Below are 22,503 nucleotides of genomic sequence, written 5' to 3' on the forward strand. Positions count from 1 at the left end.
TCTCGGGAGAGCCTCTCATGACACAATGGCGTCGTCGGCGTTTATGGACAAGCCTTAGTGCAGCGGCTTTGTTATCACCGACTGTGGCTATGGGCCATGATCAGGGGGCTGTGGATGTGGACGCGCCGCTTTCCCATATGGCGGATATGGCCGCCGCGCCCCTCGCTATCGCCCAAGGGGGCGAGGGTGGTGAAGGCGGAGAGGGAGGCGAAGGCGGTGAAGCCGGTGTCGATCCCGAACGGGCTGCCCGTGATCCCGTTGCCTATCTGATCGCTTTGGATGTGATCCGCGCCCATTATCTGGCGGGGATTGGCGCTTATCGGGCTGGCAATGCGGAAGCTGCGGCGGAAATGTTCGTTCATCCCATTGCCGAAATTTATTTTGATCTGGAACAAATCTTTGCGTCCCATGATGTGCGCCCCTTTGATGGCTTGATGGTGCGCGCCGGCGATCATGCGTTTTCTAAGAAACCCGTTCCCGAGGTGGTTGCCGCCGCTGAAGCTGTGTTGAAAGCCACCGAAGATGCCGCCAGCCATGCGCCCAAAAGTGACCGCAGCAAAGCCGGTGTGGAAGCGGAAGTGGCTGCTGATATGATTGAACGCGCCGCCTTGCAATATCGCCTTGCGCGGGCCGGTGATGCGGGGGAAGCCTTTCTGGATGGCTATGGCTATTTCAGTGCCGCTGCCGCGCGGGCCAATGCGGCGAAAGAGAGTATAAAAGCCAGAGACAGCCGGGCATGGGACAAAATCAGCGACGCGCTCGACCTGTTGGAAAAAGCCTATCCCAATGCGGAACGCCTGGCGGAAAACGGCCCCGAACCTGCCGCACTTTTGGCGGCCAGTTCCCGCGTGGCGCTGGCGGTCAGGGGACTTTGACATGCCCCGTTGGCTGAAAATCATCTTGCCATTGGTGCTGGTGGCGGGCCTTGTGGCGGTGAGCCCTCTTGGCAAATTGATCTATCTGAATGTGCGGGCCGATGACCCTTTGTTGCAGCAATGGCAGGATTATGATACCGGACGTTTTGCACAGGCGATAGAGAGCAAGGCTGATCTTCTGGTGCAGATCTATGCCTCCTGGTGCCCGGTTTGCGAAGCCCAACATCGCAGCTTTCAGGCCCTTGAAGCCAAGGGGCAGGTGCCGGATGCGCAGCTTTTCCGCGTGGATTTCGACCGTCATACGGACTTTTTGAAACAGTATAAGGTGACGTCCACCGGACAGCTTCTGGTCTTCCGCAATGGGGCGCTGGTTACACGCGGGCAGGGCTTGGTGGATGAGAACAAGATCCTGTCTTTCTTGGAAGAAGCCTCGATATCGGTTCACTAATTCTTTGATTTCGCACGTCTCTTTGAAGGGGCGCATATAAAAAGAGCGCATAAAGGACGGCCATGATCGCCGGTCTTTATGCGCTCTGTCTTTTAAGGGGGGCTTGATTAGCCTGCCTGTGCCAACTGGCGGAATTCAACCGCTTTTGGCGGGCGCGAGGCGTTTTTGTTTCGCAAGCGTTGTCCAACGACGCGCATTTGATGATGCACCTCCGGCATTGAAATGCCGTCGCATCGCATCAAGGTGAGGCAGATCTCATCGTTCAAAAGGGTTTCTAGAGTCTCTTCATGAAAGATAGGATCCATGCTTGTCATGGCCGTACTCCTTGCGGAAATGGACGTGTTCCCGTTGCCGTCGACATCATGGAGACATTGTTTTTCCCGATGTCAGGCACTTCAACGGCTGTCTGTTAGATGGGAGTAGCAGCCTTATATGACAAGAAAGCGGCGCTTACTTGCCAGTTTCGCGGCAGCCGTTTATCACCGTGATCACCCCTTTGTGTGCACAGCACAGCATCATGGATGTCTTTATGCCTCATGCGACCTTGCTTAAATTTGGTTATCCGTCCTCTGTGATCTTTGAAGGAGATTTTTGGGCGGTAACTCTACGCCCTGCGCAGACAACGCTGGGGGCGCTGGTGGTTATCTGCAAGGAAGAGGCTACGGCCTTTTCCGGGATTTCCAAAGATGCGGCATTGGAATTTCATCAAATCGTCAGTGCGGTGGAGCGCACTTTGCTCACCTGTTTTCACAATGACAAAATCAATTGGCTGATGCTGATGATGGTGGATCCGCAGGTGCATTTTCATGTGATCCCGCGCTATGAAGGGGTGCGTCAGTTCCAAGGCCAGTCTTTTGCCGACCCCGGTTGGCCGGGTGTGCTGATCTTGGCCATAAAAATAGCTGTGACGACTTGCTAAAGGCAGACTTGATCGCCCATCTTCGCGCAAGCTGGGTTGGCTGAAGCACGCTCCCTCTTTTTGGATCTATTGATGACACATCATGCTTATCGCGTTCTCATCCTTGCCGGACGCCGCGCTGAAGGCGACCCCGTTGCAGCGGATCAAGGGGTTAGCAGCAAAGCCTTTGTTCCCCTTGCCGGCAAGCCGATGATCGAACATGTGCTGGCGGCTATTGAAGGCAGTGGCCGTGCTGCGGATATTCGCATCAGCATGGCAAAAGACAGCCCTTTAGAGCGGGAAGCCCCCCATTTGGCGCAACGCTTGGCCAATGGCGATGTGGTGCGGCATCAAGCGGCCAAAGGCCCCAGTGCCAGCGTTTTATCGGCTTTGAAAGATATGAAACCCGGTGAGCGACTGTTTGTTACCACGGCGGATCATCCTTTGCTTACCGGTGATCTGGTGCGGCAATTTCTGGATGAAGCCGATCGGCAAGACGCGGATATTGCGGCGGCTTTGGCGCCATTGGCTTTGGTAGAAGCCACCTATCCACGTGGCAAACGCACGAAACTGGCTTTTCGTGACGGGGCTTTTTCCGGATGCAATATGTTTGCCATGAAAGCGCCTCAGGCGGTGCGCGGTGTGGCTTTCTGGCGTCGCATCGAACATGACCGTAAAAAGCCGCTGCGGCTGGTGGCGCGTCTTGGCATCATGGGGCTGGTGCAATGGTTTTTGGGGCGTCTCACCCTGGCCGATGCGCTGGGGCGCCTGGGGCAGCGCGTGGATTTGAGGGTGGTTCCGGTGATCTTGCATGATGCCGATGCGGCCACCGATATCGATAGCCTGCAAGATCTGAAACTGGCCCGCCATATCTTCCAGAGCCGGATGGAAAAACGCAGCGCCTGAAGACGCCGCCCAATCAGGATGCTGCGGCTTCCAGACCTTGATCGCCGGTCATGGCCCATTGGGTGATGGCGGATCGGGCGCGTTGCAGATCCACGGGAAAATCCACCTCACACCAATTTTCGCCGGGAATGGTGGTGATGTGGATGTCCATCAATTTGGCCAATGTATCGATCACCGAAAGATACCACACCGCATCGCCCTTGCCGCTTTCTACAATGCGTTCCACAGTGCTGCGGAAATGGGCCACACCTTCGCCTTGGAAGCGGATCATGCCGATGGATTCCGCATCCACGCTATCCAGATCCAGCGTTTTGCCGATGGCATGCAGCAGGCCGTCTTTCAATTTCACTTTCATATCGTCGCTGTCATAGCGGTCTTTGCGTGCTGTGGTCACCGTGATGGGTTGTGGCGGACTGGCCATCAGCGTTGTCACCACATCTGCGGTGAACAAGGTGTCGCCATTGAGCAAAATGAAATCGCCGGTCATTTCTTCGCGGGCATGCCACACACTGCGCAGATTGTCCGATGTGGCATAGTCGGGATTATAAATGGTGCGAATATGGAGCTGGTTGCGGCAGCGGTCGATTTCTTGCTCCACATGCTGCGCCTGATAGCCGGTGACGACCACCGCTTCTTTGATTCCTGCTTGTGCAAGCTGGTTTAATTGCCAGCTAAGCAATGTGGTGCCACTGCCAAGCGCAAGCAGACATTTGGGGGTATTTTCGGTAAGGGGGAACAGGCGTTTTCCTTGTCCGGCACTTAAAATAATTGCTTTCACGGGCGTCCTGCACATTAATTGATTGATGATATTGCGTTTTGATCGGCGTGTTTGTTTCTTGTGTCGATACTCTTTGATACGCAGACAATACATCTTATCCAAGCCCTGACAGACAAATCACGTGTCTGTGTGGGGAATGGGCCCACAGCATCATCCATGGGATAGCGCCGCATGGCTGTCTTGTATCAAAGTCTGTGACTTTGCAGGAAAAAAGCGTGTTTTTGTGGCATCAAAATGGCGGGACTCCACTTTAATTCCGGCCGAAGGCGTCTTTGGGTTCAATTGGATACGGTAATAATGGCCCGGCCCTCTATGGGACCCGATCGAAGACGACGATCCGCATCCCAGAACGGGCACGGGGCCGTGCGGGCCATCAATCTGCGACACAAGCGCGCGGTGGGTATGCCCGTGCAGGATCAGGCCCGCGCCGGTGCGGGCGATCATCTTGCGAAACGGTGCGCCATCGCTCAGGGCTTTGCGCGGGCTTTCCGCGCCGGGCTGCGGCGGATGATGGATCATGATGATGGTAAATTGCCTCGCCTTGTGTTCGGCTTGTAACAAGGCCTCCAGAGCATCCCGTTGATCTTCTCCCAAGCGCCCGCTGGCAAGTGCGGGCAGGGTGGCGACAGCGGTGGAAGTGCCGATGATCGACACGCCATCGCGGCGCCGCACAAAGGGAAAGATTTGCGGATGGCACAGTTGGTCCGGTGCGCCCGCGTCGGAGGTCATCCATTGGCGCCAGTTTTCCATGCCGCGGTCCAATGCGCCTTTCACATAGGCATCGTGATTGCCGGGAATGATGCTGATATCTTCTGCTTTCCCCAAGCGCTCCAGCCAGTTTTGTGCGGTTTTGAATTCTTGCGGAAGGGCAATATTGGTGAGATCGCCGGTGACGCAGATATGATCGGTTGGGTTTGCCTTCAATTCGTCCAACAGCGCTTCTAGCACAGTGGCGCAATGTTCATGCTTGCGCTTGCGGTGCCATGATAAATACCCAAGGATGCGTTTGCTCAAAAGCTCTTTGGCGCTGGCAGGGGGCAAAGGCGGGAAATGAAGATCGGAAATATGGGCAAGGGTAAACATGAACTTTGGCCTGAAAATGGTCGTTTATTGTGCGCGATATTGGACAGCAGCGTCTCTGGTAGGCTATGCGGTGCAGCTTCAATGGGAACAGGCCCCCATCAGACCGGGAAGATAAAAGCATGACGGCAAATCCCATGGACCGTACTGTGCAAGATGATCGTGCCCCTGTCGAGGCTGACGCGACACCGTCACATGGCACGGCTGACGAGACAATGCCCTATGTCGAGATAATCGAGGCCGCCGATCCCGTTTGGCTGTTTGGCCTTTCCGGAAAAGAGCGCCTGTTGCGCCAGCTTTCGCAAAAACCGGGTATGCTGTCCCTTGTGGCTGCGGGCCCCCGCCTGATTCTGGATGCGGATTGCCTTTATGATGCGCCGGTTCTGGAGTGGTTGTTGCAGCACCCCGATCGGGCGGTGGAGGCGGATGGGGCGCGGGGCTGCCATGCCAGCGCGAAGCTGGTAAAGGCGGCGCGGGCATGGATGGAAGGGCGCGATGCGGCTCCTGCAGGACTGGAGATCGCCAGCCCCCAGGAGATAGCGCAGGCGTATCGCAGCGCATTGCGTAAACGCGAGGCTCCCTATTGCCTGCGGGTATCGGACATTGGTGCGCGGGCGGCGGAAAAGCGGCTGTTTCAAGGGTCGTATAAAGGCGTGACGGATGTGGTGACGAAATATCTGTGGCCTTTGCCCGCCTTTCATGTGACGCGCCTTTGTGCGCGGCTTCATCTTTCTCCCAATATGGTCACCAGTCTGTCCGCTATTCTGGTGGTGGCGGCCTTCTGGTTTTTCTGGATCGGCGCGTTCGCACCGGGATTGTTGGCCGCATGGGGCATGACCTTTCTGGATACGGTGGATGGCAAGCTGGCGCGTACCACGCTTACCTCTTCCAAATGGGGCAATGTGTTCGATCATGGCATTGATCTGATCCATCCGCCCTTTTGGTATTGGGCCTGGGCGCACGGATTGGTGGCAAGCGCGGGAGAGGCGGCTCCCTTGTGGCTTGATCCGGCGCTTTTGGTGATTGTCGGCGGCTATATTGCCGGGCGCTTGATCGAGGGATATTTCATCGCCCGCTTCAAGATGGAACTGCATATCTGGCGGCGCTTTGACAGTTTTTTCCGGCTGATCGTGTCGCGGCGCAATCCCAATCTTGTGCTGCTTAGCCTTGCTTTGCTGATCGCCACCCCGACCACCGGATTTTTGTGGGTGGCCTTGTGGACGGTGCTCAGCCTTTTGGTGCATCTGGTGCAGATCCTGCAGGCGGAAAGCCAGCATCGCCGCGCTGCCTTGGAGTCATGGCTTGACCAGTCGTCGTCTTACTCTTCTGTCGAGCAATAGATCATGCGTTTTGGATTTCTGTTCAATCATTATGCGGGCCATCAGATCTTGCATGCCGCGCCCATCGCATTCGAGCTGTCGCGGGCTATCCCCAACATCAGGTGGAGATTTTCGTGCTGGGGGCGGCCCTGCGTTCGGTGGTGGAGCGGGTGGCGCAGCGCTATCCCGGCCATAAGGTCTGGGTGCATATGGTGGAGGTTCCGCTTTATGCACGATTGATCGATCCGGTGATAAAGCCCTTTGCTTTTGCAAAAAAACAAGCGGTTCTGGATGCCAATAAAGCGCTGTTTGCGGATTTTGATGTGCTTGTGGTGCCGGAGAAAACCAGCCTGAAGCTAAAGCGCGAACCGGGGCTGGAGCATTTGAAAATCGTTTATACCCATCATGGGGCGGGCGACCGGGCAGAGGCTTATTATCCCGAACTGGCGCAATTCGATCTGGTTCTTGCCCCCGGTCCCAAGATTACCGATCGTCTTTTGGCATCGGGCCTTGTGAAGCCGGAAAATTGCGCCATTGTGGGCTATCCGAAATTTTCCGTGATCCAGAGTTTGGGCGCCCCCTATCCGCGCTTGCCTTCCGGCCGCAAGACCGTTCTTTACAATCCGCATTATAGCCGCCGCGAATCCTCCTGGCCGACCATGGGCCGCGCGGTGCTGGAATATTTCGGCCAATCGGATCGCTATAATCTGATTTTTGCGCCGCATGTTTTGCTGTATCAACGCTGGTTTCGGCATCGGGCACGGCCTTTGGGGCGGTGGCGCGCTGTGCCGCATATGCATCTGGATACGGGTAGCGATGCGGTGTTGGATATGACCTATATGGATGGGGCAGATATTTATCTGGGCGATGTGAGCAGCCAGATCTATGAGTTTTTGCATCGCCCGCGTCCGGCAATTTTTCTCGATGCGCGGGGGGTGGAGGGCTGGCAAGATGATGACAGCTTCAAGATGTGGCACGCGGGCGATGTGGTGCGTTCGATGGCCGATCTCCCCAAGGCATTGGCCGAAGCCGATGCCCGGCATGGCCATTATCTGCCCATGCAAAAAAGCCTGTTTCAAGAGACTTTTGATTTGACAGACAGGCCATCAGAACGGCGCGCCGCCAATGCTATCGTGGATCATTTCGTAAACGGAACAAAATATGGCAAAGGCGTTGGGGCCGATGCCGAAGAAAAGAATAAGGAACCGGCATGAGCACTGACCGCGCACGTCTGGGATTCTCGGAAATTCTGGCATCTATCGCCAAAGATATTCGGGCTCATGCAGAAGTATTTGTGTTGTTGGCGTTGTTATGGGCCATTATCAACACTATTTTGACGGCTCCGTTATTTGATGATCTTGTGGCGTGGCAAAACGCGATGCAGGATGACCCGGAAGGTGCTGCGGCGGACCTGCGCACCTTGCTTCCGAAAATTCTGGCGCAAACCATTGCCAGTTTCTTTCTGCTGGTTGTTGTACCGGTTTTGTGGGCGCGGGCCTTGTTGCTTGGCCGGGGCGGGGTGTTCGGGCGGAGCTTGGGCCGAAGCTATGGCTTGTCGCTTCTCCACACCTTGTCTTTTCTTTTGTATCTTTTTGCGGTCATCATCGGATTGTTCGTGCTGTCCCTTTTGCTTGCCGTTCTTGGCGGTTTGCTAGGGATTGGCGATGGCATTTTGAGTTCGATCATGTTCGTATTGGCGATGGTGTCGCTGCTATGGCTTTATACGGCTTATAGCGTGGCGGTGGTTTATGCCGCCTTGGGGCAAAAACGGGGTATTCGCCAAGCCCTGTTGCGCATGAAACCCCATTGGAAGCCCTTCGCAGCCATAGCGGTTCTGGGGCCTGTATCCGCCTCGCTTTTTGGGGCGTTGGTGGTGATGCCTTTTCTCAGTGATGGAACTAGCCCCACCAAATTATCAACGCTTGTGGGATCGGTGTTTACGGGCATCGGGGTGTTGATCATCTTTACGGCGGCGGTGGCTGTGGTCCGTGCCGTTCAAAAACAAGATATGGGGGGCGAGTGATCCCGAAAAGGCCCCAAGGGCAATCCTAGAACAGCCTTGGCTGATGGCCCGTGAGGGGGACGACAAGATCCGCTGCGTCATATGACACCCGGTTTACACGGTCGGAAACGGGATAGGCTTTATAATCCGCATAGGAAACCAAGGCATCGGGCGGGATATCTTTTGGGGTGCGTTCCACGCCGTCGCCCAGCCATCTGTCATGATAGCTGCGGTTCAGCACAACGGGCATCCGGTGATGCAGATGTGACAGGGAAGAAGGCGCAGGCATGGTCAGGATGGCCACCGTTTCCAGCCAGCTTCCACCATCGGGGCCATACCAGCGTTCCCACAGACCGGCAAAGGCCAAGGGGCATTGCTGCGGATTGGCGGGATGGATGAAATAGGGCTGTTTGCCTTTCCCGCCGCGCGCCGCCATCCATTCATACCAGCCATCGAACGGCACAAGGCAGCGTCGATGCCGCCAACTGGCGCGAAAGCTGGGCTTTAGTGCGGCCGTTTCCAACCGCGCATTGATCAAGGGGCGGCTTTTGGGCAACTCTTTCATCCAGAATGGCACCAGACCCCAGCGCATGGGGATCAGCTCCCGCGTTCCTATGGGGGCGCCGGTTCCACTGTCCTCGTCGGCTTGGCGAACAACGGCAATGGCTTGGGTGGGCGCAATATTATACCGTGGTGGGAAATTGCTTTTGGGTGGGTCAAGGTCGAATGTGCGGGCCACGGCCTCCAATGGAGAACTCAGGACAAAGCGTCCACACATAGATTTGTCCTTTATAAAGCCACATGAACCGGATCACGAGAGTATGGAACAAAGGTGTTGAAATGAGCCAGAGCCGCCATTATCCCAAGCGCCCTATCATCGGGGTGGGGGCCGTTGTCTTCAAGGGGGCATCGGTGCTTTTGATCCAAAGATCAAAGCCCCCGAAGATTGGCGAATGGAGCCTGCCCGGCGGAGCGCAGGATTTGGGGGAAACCGCCAGCGCTGCGGCCGCGCGGGAGGTTTTGGAAGAAACCGGCGTTCATGCGGATATCATAGGCCTTTTGGATGTGGTCGATTATATCGAGCCCGATGAAAGCCACGCCATCCGCCATCATTATACTCTTGTGGATTATCTGGCGCGCTGGACAGCAGGGGAGCCCAAAGCGGCCAGCGATGCCCGCAAGGCGCAATGGGTGGCGTTGGATGGTCTTGGTGATGTGCCGCTTTGGTCGGAAACCCGGCGGATCATCTTGTTGGGGGCAGCGCGATTGGGGGATATTTGATCGCGCCGCCTTCATTATTTCCGTTACTCAAAACCCTTTGATGCTGTTCGGGCGATCAGGATGCCAAGGCGGCTTTTACCAAGGCTTTGGCATCCGGGCTGTTCCAATCGGCGGGGCCGACAAGCCGCCCGATTTCCCGGCCTTCGCGGTCTACCAATAAGGTGGCAGGCAGGCCGATAATGCCCAAATCACCCATCAATCGCATGCTGGGATCCGCCAAGGTGGTCAGATTGGCGGCTTTGAATTTTTCCAAAACGGTTTGCGCCTGCGCCACCGGGCTGCGGTCGATGGAAATGGGCACCACCCGAAAATCGGCGCTGCCCATATCCGCTTCCAATGCCGCCAAGGTGGGCATTTCCTCGATACAGGGGGCGCACCATTCCGCCCAAAGATTGATCAACAGCACCTGACCGCGCAAATCGCCCAAGGTCATGGTCCCATCCGGCCCCTGGATTTGCATGTCCAAGGGAAGGCTTGGCCGCCCTTCGGTCAGGTCGAATGTGGCCATTGCGCCTTGCGCCAAGGCGGCGTTCAGGCCGGCGGTTTGCCGAGAAACTTCATTTTGACTCGTCTGAGAGCTTTCGCCGGGGCTCAGCATTTCATATGCTGCCCATCCAATAAGGCCGATGCTTGCAAGTGCGGCGGCGGCCAATACCATCTGTTTGTTCATAACAACCGATCGTAAAAATTACCTATGTCCCATGACCCTAGCAAAAAAAGCGCGTCCCGGCAAAGCGGGAGCACTGTTTCAAATCCGGTAGAATCTTCCGCGTCATCCAATGAACTCTGGGGCGGGCGATTTGCTGGCGGCCCTTCGGACATTATGAAAAATATCAATGCCTCCATTGATATCGATCATGTGCTGTTCCGCCATGACATTGCCGGTTCCAAGGCACATTGTCGCATGCTGGTGGCAACGGGCATTTTGACCGCAGCAGATGGTGAGGCCATTCTTGGCGGGCTGGATCAGGTGGAAGAGGAAATCGCACGCGGCGAGATGGCCTTTGATCCGGCTTTGGAAGATATCCACATGCATGTGGAATCGCGGCTGCGCGATCTGATCGGTGAGGCGGCAGGACGGTTGCATACGGCGCGTTCGCGCAATGATCAGGTGGCGACGGATTTCAAATTATGGACCCGTGCGGCCATCGACCGGCTGGATGCGGATTTGCAGGCTTTCCAACAGGCCTTGCTGGATCGTGCCGAGGAACATGCCGACACCTTGATGCCCGGCTTTACCCATTTGCAAACCGCCCAGCCGGTGACCTTCGGGCACCATCTGATGGCCTATTATGAAATGATCCGCCGGGACAGAGGCCGCCTTGCGGATTGTCGGGCGCGCCTGAATGAAAGTCCCTTGGGGTCGGCGGCGCTGGCGGGAACGTCTTTCCCCATCGACCGGCATATGACAGCGGCGGCTTTGGGTTTTGATCGGCCAACGGCCAATTCATTGGATGCGGTGTCGGATCGGGATTTTGCATTGGAATTCATGGCGGCCCTTAATCTGGCGGCGATGCATCTCAGCCGCTTGGCGGAAGAACTGGTGGTGTGGACCAGCGCCGGATTCGGATTTGTGCGCTTGTCCGACAGCTTTTCCACTGGCTCGTCCATCATGCCGCAAAAACGCAATCCGGATGCTGCGGAACTGGTGCGTGCAAAATTGGGGCGGGTGAATGGCGCCTATCAAACGCTGCTGATGGTGATGAAGGGGCTACCGCTGGCCTATTCCAAAGATATGCAAGAAGACAAAGAACCCGTGTTCGATGCGGTCGAGGCCTATACTTTGTCGCTGGCGGCCATGACCGGCATGGTGCAGGATTTGCATGTTGATGCGGCCAAGATGGCCGCTGCGGCGGGCGCGGGCTATTCCACCGCCACAGATCTGGCCGATTGGCTGGTGCGCGGGGCGAATTTGCCGTTCCGTGATGCGCATCATGTAACGGGCCGCATTGTGAAACTTGCGGAAGATCGCGGGGCCGCCCTTGAAGATCTGAGCCTTGCGGACATGCAGGCCATCGATGCGCGGATCACCGAGGATGTATTCAGCGTGCTGAGTGTGGAGGCATCGGCTGCATCGCGCACCAGCTTTGGCGGTACGGCACCCCGGCAGGTAAGGCAGGCCATCAAAACAGCGCGGCAGGCTTTGACGGCAAGGAATTCCAAGGCGGAGCACAGCGCATGAGCCGTTTTTTAACGCTTGGTTTGATGATTGCGGTGATGGGGCTATCTGCTTGTGGACGGCGCGGCGATATTGTGCCGCCCGATGGAAAAACCGAAGACCCGCGAATTGAAGATTTCCGCAAAATTCCGCCGCGTGATGCAGAGGGGCCAGAGCAACTCTGATGGATCATTTTCAGTATCATGAAGGCCAGCTTCATGCGGAAGACGTGGCCTTGTCTCGCATTTCCAAAGAGGTGGGCACGCCGGTTTATGTTTATTCCGCCGCCACTTTGGAACGCCATTTCCGGGTGTTTGATGATGCGCTTTCGGGCACCGACCATCTGACCTGTTTTGCGGTGAAGGCCAATTCCAACCTGTCGGTTCTGGCTACCCTGGCGCGTTTGGGCTGCGGGGCCGATGTGGTCAGCGGTGGTGAATTGACCCGCGCTTTAAGGGCGGGGATTCCTCCGCAACGGATCGTATTTTCCGGCGTGGGCAAAACCGCTGATGAAATGGCCATGGCCCTTGCGGCAGGCATCCATCAGTTCAATGTGGAATCGGAACCGGAATTGGACGCGCTGTCACAGATGGCGGTGTCTTTGGGGCAGCGTGCGCCCGTTGCTTTGCGGATCAATCCCGATGTGGATGCCAAAACCCATGCCAAAATCTCTACGGGCCGGGCGGAAAACAAGTTCGGCATTGCGTGGGACCGTGCGCGTGAGACTTATGCCCATGCCCGTAGCCTTCCCGGCATCGACATTGTTGGCATTGATGTGCATATCGGCTCGCAATTGACCGATTTGGGGCCGTTTCGCGCGGCGTTCGACCGGGTGGCAGAGCTGGTGGCGGCATTGCGTGCTGATGGCCATAAAATCGCTCGATTGGATCTGGGGGGCGGCCTTGGTATTCCCTATGAACCAGGCCAACCTGCCCCACCTTCGCCGCAGGATTATGGTTTGATGGTGAAAGAGGTGGCATCCGGCCTTGGGTGCCAGATCATCACCGAACCGGGCCGCCTGATTGCAGGCAATGCCGGGGTTTTGTTGTCGAAAGTGATTTATGTAAAAGAAGGCGAGGCGCGGCGCTTCGTGATCCTGGATGCGGCGATGAATGATCTTTTGCGCCCGGCCATGTATGATGCTTATCACGCCATTGCGCCGGTTATGGAAGCGGCCCTTGATGCACCGACAATGCCGGCGGATTTTGTCGGTCCGGTATGCGAAACCGGTGATAGCTTTGCCAAAGGCCGCGAAACGACAGCGGTAAAAGCGGGTGATTTGGTGGTGATGCGGTCGGCAGGGGCTTATGGCGCGGTGATGGCGTCAAGCTATAATAGCCGCTCCCTTGTGCCTGAAGTGCTGGTGAATGGCCATGAGTATGCGGTGATCCGGCCTCGCGTGGAGGTGGAGGATCTTTTGGCGCTGGATCGCGTGGCTCCGTGGCTGGATATGGATAGCAAGACCGACAAGGCTTGATGCCCCCGCCCCGGCTGCCGATATACAAGAACACCATGTGGCATGAGGATTGAATGAACAAACGCAGCCCTTTGGATAGGCACAAACAGATCCGAGCCCGTTTGGCCCGGCGCCTGTTTGTGGTGCGTGGCTGGTTGGTTCTGGAAACGGTGTGGCGTGCGGCCTGGCCTGTTGGGGCGATGATTGGGGCGTATTTTGCGCTGGCGCTTTTGGGGATATGGGAGCAGGCCCCGGCCTTTGTTCATTTGGCGGTGTTCGGGCTTGTGCTGCTTGGCGGGGCGGGGATTTTATGGCACCGCTTGCGTCGGGCCATATGGCCCGGTGATGTCGATGCACGGCGCCGTTTGGAAGAAAGCGGTGGCGCACGGCATCGCCCTATTGATGCGGTTTTTGATGCTCCGGCTATGGCTGCGGGGGCGTCTGTGCTGTGGCGCAGGCACCGCGACCATATGGCAGAGATGGCACAGGATTTGCCGGTCAAGGCACCGCGTTTGTCGCTGGTTTATGAAGATCCCCGCGCTTTGCGGGCGATTGTTTTGCTGGCTTTGTTTATCGGTGCGCTTTATGCGGGACCGGATGCCGGGAGGCGGCTTTTTCAGGCCTTGCAGCCACCCTTCGGGGATGCGCCGCGCACGGTGGTGCTGGATGCCTGGCTCACCCCGCCCGATTATACCGGCAAAAGCCCCATTGTTTTGCATGGCCCCATAACCGCCAATAAAGCCCATGACGAGGCCGCCGCCCCATTGTCCGCGCCGGTGGGCTCGATGCTGGTGGTGCGGCTGAATGGTGGGCGCCAAGCCCCTGTTTTATTGGCGGGAGAGGATGACATTCCGTTTGATACGGTCGGAACGGTGGACCATCGTCTTGAGTTTGTACTGTCTGATCCGGATCTTTCGGTGTTGGAAATTCGCCAAGGTGGCCGCAGCCGCGCCCTCTGGCCTTTGGCCCTTATCCCCGATCAACCGCCGAGCATCAGCTTTGTCGGAACCCCCACTCAAAGTCGTCGGCAAGCCATGCGGTTAACTTATGTGGTGAATGATGATTATGGCGTGACAGATGCCAGTCTCACCCTTGTACCCTTGCCAGAAGGGGCGCAGGCCCCCGGCACGACCAGCGATGATCGCCTGGAGATTGCCTTGCGTGGGGCACAAACGCGCGGTGAGGCGACCTCTTTGGTCGTTTATGAGGATCTGACCGCGCATCCTTTCGCAGGGCGCTTGGTAACGGCGGTGTTGTCCGCTACCGATGCGGCCGGTCAGACAGGGAAAAGCGATGCGCTGGTGTTTCGCTTGCCTGAACGGGTGTTCAGCCATCCCGTGGCAAAGGAATTGGTGGCGATCCGTAAAGATATGCTGGTTTCGCCCGCCAGAGCCTCAAGGGAAACGGACCGTATCGACCGGGTGTCGCGTGCCCTTGATGCCTATGAAGGCGATCTTACGGTATTTGCCGCCTTGCGAAGTGCCTATTGGCGCATGAACAGCGATTCGTCGCGGAAAGCCGTTGCAGAAGTGGGGGAAATCCTGTGGGAAACCGCTTTGCGTTTGGAAGATGGGCAGATGTCGCTGGCCACCCGATCCTTGCGCGATGCCTTGGACCAATTTGAAGAGGCGCTAGAGGGCGGCGAGGACGGCCTGGATCAGGCAACGGCCGCCCTTGAAGCGATGATGCAGCAATTCCTGTCGCAAATGGCCCGCCAGCAAAGCGAAACCGCGCCCATGCGCACCGATGGCACCCAGCGCATGCAGGTGGTGGGGTCGGATATGCTGCAACAGATGATCCGGCAGATGCGTGATCTGGCCGCCGCGGGCGAGATGGATGCGGCCAAGGCCATGCTGGATCAACTGCGCGACATTATGGAAAATGCCAGCGCCAACAGCATGACCGCCGAAGATTATGAGCGGATGATGGCGGCCAGCCGTGCCGCCGAGGCTCTGGAAGGCTTGAGCGAAGACCAGCGCACGCTTTTGAACCAAACCAGCCGCCAGACATTGGTCAATCGCCTGCGGGAGAAGAACGGACAGCCACAAGGGGGCTTTGATTCATTGGGTGCAAAACAACAGGGCCTGAGCCAGCGCTTGGGCGACATCCTGCAAGGGTTGGGGGACGGCGGTATGGAAGTTCCCGGCGGGCTGGAGCAAGCCCTGCAGGCCATGGAAGATGCGGGTCGGGCATTGTCCGAACAATCGGGGCCGGGGGCCATTCGCGGACAGGCCGAGGCTGTGCGTGCCTTGGATGAGGCAAAAGGGGCTCTGGAACAGATGCTGGAACAGGCCATGCAGCAAATGCCATCGGGCAATGGCCTTGATCCCTTGGGGCGGCCCCAACCGGGTATGAACACGCGGGGCTTTGAATTGCCCGATATGTTGGATGCGCGGCAGGTGGAACGCATTTTGGAAGAGCTGCGCCAGCGCATCAGCAATCCCGATCTCAGTGATGAGGAACGGCAATATCTGCGCCGCCTGTTGCGCCGCTTTTAGGCGGACACACAGCGAATAAGGCATGGACAGGAAATAGCGAAAAGCGCCGCATGAAACGGCGCTTTGCAGGGGGGGAGTCCCGTGTGACGCCTTAGCGCGTGGGGATGGGGACGTCGCCGCTATAATCGTAAAAACCGCGCCCAACCTTGCGGCCAACCCAGCCGGCTTCCACATATTTCACCAGCAAGGGGCAGGGGCGATATTTGGTATCGGCCAAGCCTTCATAAAGCACCTGCATGATGGACAGGCAGGTATCAAGGCCAATGAAATCCGCCAATTGCAAAGGCCCCATGGGGTGATTTGCTCCCAACCGCATGGCTTTATCGATGGCTTCCACCGATCCCACGCCTTCATAAAGGGTGTAGATGGCTTCATTGATCATCGGCAGCAGGATACGGTTGACGATAAAGGCAGGGAAATCTTCTGCAATGGCCACCTCTTTGCCCAGATCCGAAACGAATTCCCGGGCAGTTTTATAGGTTTCTTCCGAGGTGGCAATGCCCCGGATTACTTCCACCAATTTCATGACCGGCACCGGGTTCATGAAATGCATGCCGATGAATTTTTCCGGCCGGTCGGTGGACGCGGCGAGGCGGGTGATGGAAATGGATGAGGTATTGGTGGCAAGCAGGGCTTCAGGCTTCAGCGTTTCACACAATTCCTTGAAAATGGCGACTTTGACATTTTCTTTTTCTGTGGCCGCTTCGATTGCCAAGTCGGCGTCTCTCATATCCGAGAGCTTATCTGTGGCGATGATACGGCCTATGGCTTCATCCATGGCGCTTTGGGTGGTCAATCCCCGATTGACCTGTCGTTCCATATTATGGTGGATGATGCCCAAAGCCTCGACAGCGCGTTCTTTGGAAATATCCGCCAAAATCACATCATGACCGCCCAAGGCGATCACATGAGCAATCCCGTTGCCCATTTGGCCTGCGCCGATCACACCCACCTTACGCATTGCTACATCCGTTCCTGTTTAAAACAAAACGCCCCGGAACCGGTGTCCGCGGGGCGTTATGATTGATGGTTGTCAAGACAGTTCTTTTTCCAAAGCCGGAAGCGCTTCAAACAGATCCGCCACAAGGCCGTAATCGGCCACTTGGAAGATCGGCGCTTCTTCATCTTTGTTGATGGCGACGATGATCTTGCTGTCTTTCATACCGGCAAGATGCTGGATCGCGCCGGAAATGCCCACAGCCACATAAAGTTCAGGGGCAACGATCTTTCCGGTTTGACCCACTTGATAATCATTGGGAACAAAGCCCGCGTCTACAGCGGCGCGACTGGCACCAATGGCGGCTCCCAATTTATCGGCCACTTTTTCAATGAGAGCGAAATTCTCGCCCGACCCCATGCCGCGTCCACCGGAGACGATGATATTGGCACTGGTCAGTTCGGGGCGGTCGGATTTCGACAATTCCTGCCCGACAAATTCCGCAAGTTTGGGATCTGCAGGGGCTTCCACTGTTTCCACCGAAGCCGAGCCGCCCTCGGCCCCGGCTTTTTCAAAGGCCGTACCGCGCACGGTGATGACCTTTTTGCTATCCGATGTTTCCACGGTGGCAATGGCATTGCCGCATAGATCGGGCGTTTGAAGGTGGTGGCGTTTTCCACCGCAATGATATCGGAAAGCTGCGTCACATCCAGTGCGGCGGCCACACGGGGCATCACATTCTTGCCCATGGTGGTGGCCGGTGCCAGCAGGCTGTCATAGCCATCGGCAAGCCCGATGAGCAAAGCCGACAGCGCTTCGGCGGTTCTGTGCTCATAATGCGGGGCATCCGCATGCAGAACCTTGGTAACGCCATCGATCTTGGCAGCGGCTTCGGCCACACTGGCCGCATTATGGCCGGCAACCAGAATATGCACATCATCAAGAGCCTTCGCCGCTGTCACGGTGGACAAGGTGGCATCATTGAGCGTGCTGTTATCATGTTCGGCAAGAACAAGGGCTGTCATTTGATCACTCCTTTTTCCCGCAATTTGCCCACCAGTTCGGCAACGCTTTCCACCTTGATGCCCGCTTCGCGTTTGGGTGGTTCTTCTACTTTCAGCGTTTTGAGACGCGGGGCCATATCGGCACCGAAATCATCGGGGGTCTTCATGTCGATGGGCTTGCGCTTGGCCTTCATGATATTGGGCAAAGAGGCATAGCGCGGCTCATTGAGGCGCAAATCGGTGGTGATGATGGCAGGCATTGTGATCTTGATGGTTTCAAGGCCGCCATCCACTTCGCGGGTGACAATGGCAGCCCCGTCTTCCAGCACCACTTTCGAGGCGAATGTGCCTTGCGACCAGCCAAGAAGCTGCGCCAGCATCTGCCCCGTCTGATTGGAATCGTCATCGATGGCCTGCTTGCCCAACACTACAAGGCCGGGCTCTTCCGCATCCACTATGGCTTTCAGACATTTGGCAACGGCCAAAGGCTCGGTGGGGCCATCATGTTCAACCAGAATGCCCCGGTCCGCACCCATGGCAAGGGCTGTGCGGATGGTTTCCTGCGCTTGTTTGGGGCCGATGGAGACGATGACGATTTCATCGACCTTCCCGGCTTCCTTGAGACGGATCGCCTCTTCAACTGCGATTTCGTCGAAGGGGTTCATCGACATTTTGACATTGGCGAGTTCGACGCCCGACTGATCGGACTTCACCCGCACTTTGACATTGTAATCAACGACCCGTTTAACAGGGACCAGCACCTTCATGATGGAAAACAGCTCCTTGGCTTACCGTCATATCTTTTCATATTTCTTCGGAGAACACAGGATACGCCCCTCCAAAAAAATGGCGAATGTTGGACGATGAGACATAGGTCAAGCCCGTGCTTGAGTCAATGTAACAGGATCATACATGATCTAGCTATCGCCCCGTGTTGCACCGGGTTTCCATAAAATATCTCCGGCGCCATGATCGTTGGTAATCCGCGATAAAACAAACAAATGATCGCTTAATCGGTTGGCATAGCGGATGGCCGCCCCGTTGACGGGGGTATCTTCGGCGGCGAGCACCATAAGCCGTTCGGCACGGCGGACCACGGTGCGCGCCAGATGCAGATGTGCCGAGGCCGCTGTGCCACCCGGTAAAATGAAACTTTGCAAGGGGGAAAGATCGGTATTGAGCGCATCAATTTCCCGTTCCAGCCGCGCCACTTGGTCATCGGTGATGCGCAGGGCATTTTTTTCTGCATCGGGGTCCAGTTCAGGGGTTGCAAGATCCGCCCCCAGATCGAACAAATCATTTTGAATACGGGCCAGCATGTCATCCAACGTGCCGCTGGTATGAAGCCGCACAAGGCCGATCACCGCATTGGCTTCATCAACGGTGCCATAAGCGTCAATGCGGGCGTTATATTTACGCACCCGACTGCCATCTACCAGCGAGGTATCGCCACCATCGCCGCCACGCGTGTAGATTTTTGTCAGCTTGACCATGAGTTTTCGTTCACAATGCTTTAGTTCGCAGCCAGATAGAACAGCAAGCCCATCAAAATAACAGCGATGAATTGAAGCAATACCCGCCACTGCATCAGCTTGTTGGAGCGCTGTTGGCTGGCTTTTCCCTGACGGGCCATATTGAGCACGCCAAGCAAAACCGCTCCAAGGGCGGCTACCATGAAAATCGGGATCAAAAGAAGCAGGGTCGAAGACATGGGTGTCTGTACTTTCCGTGTGAAGACATGAGCCGTTTAGAAGATTTAAGGGGCGAAGCCTAAGGTGTTTGCTTCTCAAATGCTCATTCTTTTTCTTGCCGCGACAAAATGTGTCGGCAGACACATCAAAGATCGACCAGCCGGCAGGCTAGTCTAACCAGCCGCCTCTAGCAAACGCGTGGCGATCACATTGGCTTGAATTTCGGCAGCCCCTTCAAACACATTGAGAATACGAGCATCCACCAGAATCCGGCTGACGGGATATTCCGTGGCATAGCCATTGCCGCCATGGATTTGCACCGCATTGTCCGCCGATGCCCATGCAATGCGGGCCGCCAGCAGCTTGGCCATGCCGGCTTCCAGATCGCAGCGCCTGCCGCTGTCTTTTTGTTCGGCGGCATAATAGCTCAATTGGCGTACCATCATGATCTCGGCGGCCATCATTGCCAGCTTGCCATAAACGCGGGGGAAGGCCGCAATGGGTTTGCCGAATTGTCGGCGCTCATGGGCATAGGCCAGCCCCATATCCAGCGCCGATTGGGCCACGCCAATGGCCCGTGCGGCCGTTTGGATGCGCGCACTTTCAAAGGTGGCCATCAATTGCTTGAAGCCTTGACCTTCAGTGCCGCCCAAGAGATTGCCGGCGTCCACAGCAAAGCCGTCAAAGCCCAGTTCATATTCTTTCATGCCGCGATAGCCCAGAACCTCGATTTCTCCGCCGGTCATGCCATTGGCGGGGAAGGGATCGGCATCGGTGCCGCGCGGCTTTTCCGCCAACAGCATGGATAAGCCCTTATAGCCGGGCTGATCGGGGTCCGTGCGCACCAGCATGGTCATCAGATCGGCGCGGGCGGCATGGGTGATCCATGTTTTGTTACCGGTGATACGATAGAGGTCGCCGTCTTTCACGGCGCGGGTGGAAAGCGATCCCAGATCCGACCCCGTATTGGGCTCGGTGAACACGGCGGTGGGCAAAATCTCGCCGCTGGCCAATTTCGGAAGCCAATATTGTTTTTGCGCGTCGGTGCCGCCGGTGAGGATCAGTTCGGCGGCGATTTCGCTGCGGGTTCCCAAAGACCCAAGGCCGATATAGCCCCGGCTCAATTCTTCCGACACAACGCACATGGCCGCTTTGCCCATGCCCGCGCCGCCATATTGTTCGGGGATGGTCAGCCCAAACACCCCCATGTCCGCCAGTGCGGAGATGACTTCGATGGGGATCAGTTGATCCTTGAGATGCCAGCTATGGGCGGCGTCTTTGTGATCATTTGCAAAGCGGCGGAAGCTGTCGCGCACCATTTCCAGCGTTTCATCAAGCCTGCTTTGCCCGAACTGACCGTGCTCCAGCTGTTTTGCCAGCGCCCGGCGATTGTCTTCGGTGTTGCCCGTAGTGATCAGGCGCATCACCGGCTCTGTCATAAATGCCTGAAAGTCCTCCGGGCTTGCGCCTACACTGCCGGGGCGGACGATCTCTGTCTGGCTCATGGGAATACCGCTCGCCATTTGCGACAGATACTCCCCGCAGCCAATGGCCAAAATCAGCTTTTCCGTTTGGGATAGCTGCTCCGCCTTTTCCAAGGTGCGCGCCCAGCCAAGGGATTCTTTCAAGGTTTCCGCATAGGTGGCATACCAGGCAAGGCCATGGGCTTTGGTTTGGTGCTTTTCCAGCAAGGCCCGGTCGGCCCGGCCATTGCGGCATATATCTGCTGCCACAGCCTTTGTCAGGGCCGCCACCAAGGCTTGTGCGCGGGTAACCGCTTCTTCCAGATCCGCAAGATCAATCAGATCGTCGGGGCTTTCGGCAATCAAAGGATCAGACATTGCCTGCCTCGACGGCATCTTCATAGGTGCGCAGACCGGGATGGCGGGCGGATACAAGCACTGCCATATTGCCCGGCTTGTGCTTGTTGGCCCGCATTTTCTCATGGGCGCGGGGGATGTCTGCCCAGCCAAATACCTCGGACATACAAGGATCGATACGCCGTTCGATCACCAGCCGATTGGCTTTGCTGGCCTGTTTGAGATTGGCGAAATGGCTGCCTTGGATACGTTTTTGGCGCATCCAGACAAACCGTGCATCAAAGCTCAGATTAAAGCCGGTGGTGCCCGCGCAGAACACCACCATACCGCCGCGTTTCACCACAAAGCACGATACCGGGAAGGTTTGTTCGCCCGGATGTTCAAACACCACATCCACATCATTGCCCTTGCCGGTGATCGTCCAGATGGCTTTGCCAAACGCCCGCACCCGCTTCATATAGGCGCTATAGGTTTCCACATCCTGAACCGGTGGCAAGGGCCCCAGCAATCGAATTCACGGCGGTTGATCACGCCCTTGGCACCCAAAGACAAAACGAATTCTCGCTTTGTATCATCGGAAATCACGCCAATGGCATTGGCTCCGGCGGTGGCGATCAACTGGATGGCCATAGAGCCAAGCCCGCCCGAGGCCCCCCACACCAGAACATTGTCACCGGGGCGCAGAATATGGGGGCGATGGCCGAACAGCATGCGGTAAGCCGTGGCCAATGTCAGTGTGTAGCATGCGCTTTCTTCCCATGTGAGATGCTTGGGGCGCGGCATCAACTGGCGGGCTTGCACGCGAGCGAACTGAGCAAAAGACCCATCGGGCGTTTCATAGCCCCAAATGCGTTGGCTGGATGAAAACATGGGATCACCGCCATTACATTCTTCATCGTCGCCATCGTCTTGATTGCAATGCACGACCACTTCATCGCCCACTTTGAAGCGGGTTACCCGCCGGCCCACTTTATAAACGATGCCTGCCGCATCGGACCCGGCGATATGATAATCGGCCTTATGCACATCAAAGGGGGAGATGGGGGTGCCCAAGGCAGCCCACACACCATTATAATTGACCCCGGCAGCCATCACCAGAACCAGCACTTCATCGGAATCGATATCAGGGGTGTCCACCACCTCTTCCAGCATGGCGGATTGGGGCGGCCCATGACGGTCGCGCCTGATGGCCCAGGCATGCATTTTTTTCGGGACATGGCCCAAAGGGGGGATCTCGCCCACATCATAAAGATCTTTTAAGGGCGGCCCAGCAGGTTTCTCTGTCGTTTCTGTGGGGTTCAAGGCTGTTGGCTGTGCCGGCATCGTGCTCTCCCAAAACGTCGTTTGTGGCG

The 22,503-nt window shown here is 56.8% G+C and carries 22 protein-coding genes and 2 pseudogenes; 12 read left to right on the forward strand and 12 right to left on the reverse strand.

Annotation, left to right across the window (positions count from 1 at the left end; translation table 11 throughout):
* Positions 1-17: 17 nt before the first annotated feature.
* Both JCM17844_RS03500 and JCM17844_RS03505 read left to right on the forward strand, forming a co-directional pair.
* Positions 18-875, forward strand: coding sequence for a hypothetical protein (locus tag JCM17844_RS03500; protein WP_149999694.1), 858 nt, complete (start codon positions 18-20; stop codon positions 873-875).
* A gap of 1 nt (position 876) precedes the next feature.
* On the forward strand, positions 877-1,323 hold the full coding sequence (locus JCM17844_RS03505) for a thioredoxin family protein (RefSeq protein ID WP_210431285.1): 447 nt from the start codon (positions 877-879) through the stop codon (positions 1,321-1,323).
* Between the two features lie 107 nt (positions 1,324-1,430).
* On the opposite strand, the gene JCM17844_RS03510 is transcribed toward JCM17844_RS03505, so the two are convergent.
* On the reverse strand, positions 1,431-1,637 hold the full coding sequence (locus JCM17844_RS03510) for a hypothetical protein (RefSeq protein WP_149999696.1): 207 nt from the start codon (positions 1,635-1,637) through the stop codon (positions 1,431-1,433).
* A gap of 215 nt (positions 1,638-1,852) precedes the next feature.
* Here JCM17844_RS03510 and JCM17844_RS03515 point away from each other — a divergent pair, with 215 nt between their 5' ends.
* Both JCM17844_RS03515 and JCM17844_RS03520 read left to right on the forward strand, forming a co-directional pair.
* A complete protein-coding gene (locus JCM17844_RS03515) occupies positions 1,853-2,242 on the forward strand; it encodes an HIT family protein (protein WP_149999697.1) in 390 nt (129 codons plus the stop codon).
* Positions 2,243-2,314: 72 nt separating this feature from the next.
* Complete coding sequence (locus JCM17844_RS03520) at positions 2,315-3,127, forward strand: nucleotidyltransferase family protein (RefSeq protein ID WP_149999698.1); 813 nt, start codon at positions 2,315-2,317, stop codon at positions 3,125-3,127.
* A 13-nt stretch (positions 3,128-3,140) separates the two neighbouring features.
* Here JCM17844_RS03520 and JCM17844_RS03525 read toward each other — a convergent pair whose 3' ends face one another.
* Both JCM17844_RS03525 and JCM17844_RS03530 read right to left on the reverse strand, forming a co-directional pair.
* Entirely contained in the window at positions 3,141-3,905 is a 765-nt protein-coding gene (locus tag JCM17844_RS03525) for a phosphocholine cytidylyltransferase family protein (protein WP_210431286.1), read from the reverse strand.
* Between the two features lie 150 nt (positions 3,906-4,055).
* Positions 4,056-4,988 carry a metallophosphoesterase family protein gene (locus JCM17844_RS03530; RefSeq protein WP_149999700.1) on the reverse strand — a complete coding sequence of 311 codons (933 nt, stop codon included), beginning with the start codon at positions 4,986-4,988 and terminating at the stop codon, positions 4,056-4,058.
* Between the two features lie 119 nt (positions 4,989-5,107).
* On the opposite strand from JCM17844_RS03530, the gene JCM17844_RS03535 reads away from it, so the two are divergent.
* The 3 genes from JCM17844_RS03535 (at position 5,108) to JCM17844_RS03545 (ending at position 8,327) form a co-directional block, all read left to right on the forward strand.
* A complete protein-coding gene (locus tag JCM17844_RS03535; RefSeq protein ID WP_210431287.1) occupies positions 5,108-6,325 on the forward strand; it encodes a CDP-alcohol phosphatidyltransferase family protein in 1,218 nt (405 codons plus the stop codon).
* A 113-nt stretch (positions 6,326-6,438) separates the two neighbouring features.
* On the forward strand, positions 6,439-7,518 hold the full coding sequence (locus tag JCM17844_RS03540; protein ID WP_149999701.1) for a CDP-glycerol glycerophosphotransferase family protein: 1,080 nt from the start codon (positions 6,439-6,441) through the stop codon (positions 7,516-7,518).
* The gene (locus JCM17844_RS03545) at positions 7,515-8,327 is read left to right on the forward strand and encodes a hypothetical protein (protein WP_149999702.1); all 813 of its coding nucleotides are present in this window, start codon (positions 7,515-7,517) and stop codon (positions 8,325-8,327) included. The genes JCM17844_RS03540 and JCM17844_RS03545 overlap by 4 nt, the downstream gene beginning before the upstream one ends.
* 25 nt (positions 8,328-8,352) lie before the next feature.
* On the opposite strand, the gene JCM17844_RS03550 is transcribed toward JCM17844_RS03545, so the two are convergent.
* Positions 8,353-9,084 carry an SOS response-associated peptidase gene (locus JCM17844_RS03550; protein WP_149999703.1) on the reverse strand — a complete coding sequence of 244 codons (732 nt, stop codon included), beginning with the start codon at positions 9,082-9,084 and terminating at the stop codon, positions 8,353-8,355.
* A gap of 62 nt (positions 9,085-9,146) precedes the next feature.
* Here JCM17844_RS03550 and JCM17844_RS03555 point away from each other — a divergent pair, with 62 nt between their 5' ends.
* A complete protein-coding gene (locus JCM17844_RS03555; RefSeq protein WP_149999704.1) occupies positions 9,147-9,587 on the forward strand; it encodes an NUDIX hydrolase in 441 nt (146 codons plus the stop codon).
* A gap of 55 nt (positions 9,588-9,642) precedes the next feature.
* Here the strand turns inward: JCM17844_RS03555 and JCM17844_RS03560 are convergent, their stop codons facing one another.
* The gene (locus tag JCM17844_RS03560; RefSeq protein ID WP_149999705.1) at positions 9,643-10,257 is read right to left on the reverse strand and encodes a TlpA family protein disulfide reductase; all 615 of its coding nucleotides are present in this window, start codon (positions 10,255-10,257) and stop codon (positions 9,643-9,645) included.
* A gap of 24 nt (positions 10,258-10,281) precedes the next feature.
* Here JCM17844_RS03560 and argH point away from each other — a divergent pair, with 24 nt between their 5' ends.
* The 4 genes from argH to JCM17844_RS03580 are packed head-to-tail and all read left to right on the forward strand — an operon-like array spanning position 10,282 to position 15,699.
* Positions 10,282-11,769: an argininosuccinate lyase gene (argH, locus tag JCM17844_RS03565; protein ID WP_149999706.1), complete on the forward strand. Its 1,488-nt coding sequence runs from the start codon at positions 10,282-10,284 to the stop codon at positions 11,767-11,769.
* Complete coding sequence (locus JCM17844_RS03570; RefSeq protein WP_149999707.1) at positions 11,766-11,930, forward strand: lipoprotein; 165 nt, start codon at positions 11,766-11,768, stop codon at positions 11,928-11,930. The genes argH and JCM17844_RS03570 overlap by 4 nt, the downstream gene beginning before the upstream one ends.
* The gene (lysA, locus tag JCM17844_RS03575) at positions 11,930-13,222 is read left to right on the forward strand and encodes a diaminopimelate decarboxylase (protein ID WP_149999708.1); all 1,293 of its coding nucleotides are present in this window, start codon (positions 11,930-11,932) and stop codon (positions 13,220-13,222) included. Before JCM17844_RS03570 ends, lysA begins: the two co-directional genes overlap by 1 nt.
* A 53-nt stretch (positions 13,223-13,275) precedes the next feature.
* Positions 13,276-15,699, forward strand: coding sequence for a DUF4175 domain-containing protein (locus tag JCM17844_RS03580; protein WP_149999709.1), 2,424 nt, complete (start codon positions 13,276-13,278; stop codon positions 15,697-15,699).
* Positions 15,700-15,790: 91 nt separating this feature from the next.
* Here JCM17844_RS03580 and JCM17844_RS03585 read toward each other — a convergent pair whose 3' ends face one another.
* The 7 genes and pseudogenes from JCM17844_RS03585 to ccrA all read right to left on the reverse strand — a co-directional run bounded on the left by JCM17844_RS03585 (position 15,791) and on the right by ccrA (position 22,474).
* Complete coding sequence (locus JCM17844_RS03585) at positions 15,791-16,660, reverse strand: 3-hydroxybutyryl-CoA dehydrogenase (RefSeq protein ID WP_149999710.1); 870 nt, start codon at positions 16,658-16,660, stop codon at positions 15,791-15,793.
* A 72-nt stretch (positions 16,661-16,732) separates the two neighbouring features.
* Positions 16,733-17,661: pseudogene (locus tag JCM17844_RS17110) on the reverse strand (electron transfer flavoprotein subunit alpha/FixB family protein).
* Positions 17,658-18,407 (reverse strand): electron transfer flavoprotein subunit beta/FixA family protein, encoded by a 750-nt coding sequence (locus JCM17844_RS03595; RefSeq protein WP_149999711.1) that lies wholly within the window; start codon positions 18,405-18,407, stop codon positions 17,658-17,660. Before JCM17844_RS03595 ends, JCM17844_RS17110 begins: the two are co-directional and overlap by 4 nt.
* Positions 18,408-18,557: 150 nt before the next feature.
* Complete coding sequence (locus JCM17844_RS03600) at positions 18,558-19,133, reverse strand: cob(I)yrinic acid a,c-diamide adenosyltransferase (RefSeq protein ID WP_149999712.1); 576 nt, start codon at positions 19,131-19,133, stop codon at positions 18,558-18,560.
* A 20-nt stretch (positions 19,134-19,153) separates the two neighbouring features.
* A complete protein-coding gene (locus JCM17844_RS03605) occupies positions 19,154-19,351 on the reverse strand; it encodes a twin transmembrane helix small protein (protein ID WP_149999713.1) in 198 nt (65 codons plus the stop codon).
* 153 nt (positions 19,352-19,504) lie between these two features.
* Positions 19,505-21,172 (reverse strand): acyl-CoA dehydrogenase family protein, encoded by a 1,668-nt coding sequence (locus JCM17844_RS03610; RefSeq protein WP_149999714.1) that lies wholly within the window; start codon positions 21,170-21,172, stop codon positions 19,505-19,507.
* Positions 21,165-22,474: pseudogene (gene ccrA, locus JCM17844_RS03615) on the reverse strand (crotonyl-CoA carboxylase/reductase). Before ccrA ends, JCM17844_RS03610 begins: the two are co-directional and overlap by 8 nt.
* Positions 22,475-22,503 lie beyond the last annotated feature (29 nt).

This window comes from Iodidimonas gelatinilytica, assembly GCF_008579125.1.
GTDB classification, from domain to species: domain Bacteria; phylum Pseudomonadota; class Alphaproteobacteria; order Sphingomonadales; family Rhodothalassiaceae; genus Iodidimonas; species Iodidimonas muriae.

Coding starts and splice junctions, on each gene's coding strand:
- JCM17844_RS03500 (WP_149999694.1), top strand. CDS start 18: ATGACACAATGGCGTCGTCGGCGTTTATGGACAAGCCTTAGTGCAGCG.
- JCM17844_RS03505 (WP_210431285.1), top strand. CDS start 877: ATGCCCCGTTGGCTGAAAATCATCTTGCCATTGGTGCTGGTGGCGGGC.
- JCM17844_RS03510 (WP_149999696.1), bottom strand. CDS start 1,637: ATGACAAGCATGGATCCTATCTTTCATGAAGAGACTCTAGAAACCCTT.
- JCM17844_RS03515 (WP_149999697.1), top strand. CDS start 1,853: ATGCCTCATGCGACCTTGCTTAAATTTGGTTATCCGTCCTCTGTGATC.
- JCM17844_RS03520 (WP_149999698.1), top strand. CDS start 2,315: ATGACACATCATGCTTATCGCGTTCTCATCCTTGCCGGACGCCGCGCT.
- JCM17844_RS03530 (WP_149999700.1), bottom strand. CDS start 4,988: ATGTTTACCCTTGCCCATATTTCCGATCTTCATTTCCCGCCTTTGCCC.
- JCM17844_RS03535 (WP_210431287.1), top strand. CDS start 5,108: ATGACGGCAAATCCCATGGACCGTACTGTGCAAGATGATCGTGCCCCT.
- JCM17844_RS03545 (WP_149999702.1), top strand. CDS start 7,515: ATGAGCACTGACCGCGCACGTCTGGGATTCTCGGAAATTCTGGCATCT.
- JCM17844_RS03550 (WP_149999703.1), bottom strand. CDS start 9,084: ATGTGTGGACGCTTTGTCCTGAGTTCTCCATTGGAGGCCGTGGCCCGC.
- JCM17844_RS03555 (WP_149999704.1), top strand. CDS start 9,147: ATGAGCCAGAGCCGCCATTATCCCAAGCGCCCTATCATCGGGGTGGGG.
- JCM17844_RS03560 (WP_149999705.1), bottom strand. CDS start 10,257: ATGAACAAACAGATGGTATTGGCCGCCGCCGCACTTGCAAGCATCGGC.
- argH (WP_149999706.1), top strand. CDS start 10,282: ATGTCCCATGACCCTAGCAAAAAAAGCGCGTCCCGGCAAAGCGGGAGC.
- JCM17844_RS03570 (WP_149999707.1), top strand. CDS start 11,766: ATGAGCCGTTTTTTAACGCTTGGTTTGATGATTGCGGTGATGGGGCTA.
- lysA (WP_149999708.1), top strand. CDS start 11,930: ATGGATCATTTTCAGTATCATGAAGGCCAGCTTCATGCGGAAGACGTG.
- JCM17844_RS03580 (WP_149999709.1), top strand. CDS start 13,276: ATGAACAAACGCAGCCCTTTGGATAGGCACAAACAGATCCGAGCCCGT.
- JCM17844_RS03585 (WP_149999710.1), bottom strand. CDS start 16,660: ATGCGTAAGGTGGGTGTGATCGGCGCAGGCCAAATGGGCAACGGGATT.
- JCM17844_RS03595 (WP_149999711.1), bottom strand. CDS start 18,407: ATGAAGGTGCTGGTCCCTGTTAAACGGGTCGTTGATTACAATGTCAAA.
- JCM17844_RS03600 (WP_149999712.1), bottom strand. CDS start 19,133: ATGGTCAAGCTGACAAAAATCTACACGCGTGGCGGCGATGGTGGCGAT.
- JCM17844_RS03605 (WP_149999713.1), bottom strand. CDS start 19,351: ATGTCTTCGACCCTGCTTCTTTTGATCCCGATTTTCATGGTAGCCGCC.
- JCM17844_RS03610 (WP_149999714.1), bottom strand. CDS start 21,172: ATGTCTGATCCTTTGATTGCCGAAAGCCCCGACGATCTGATTGATCTT.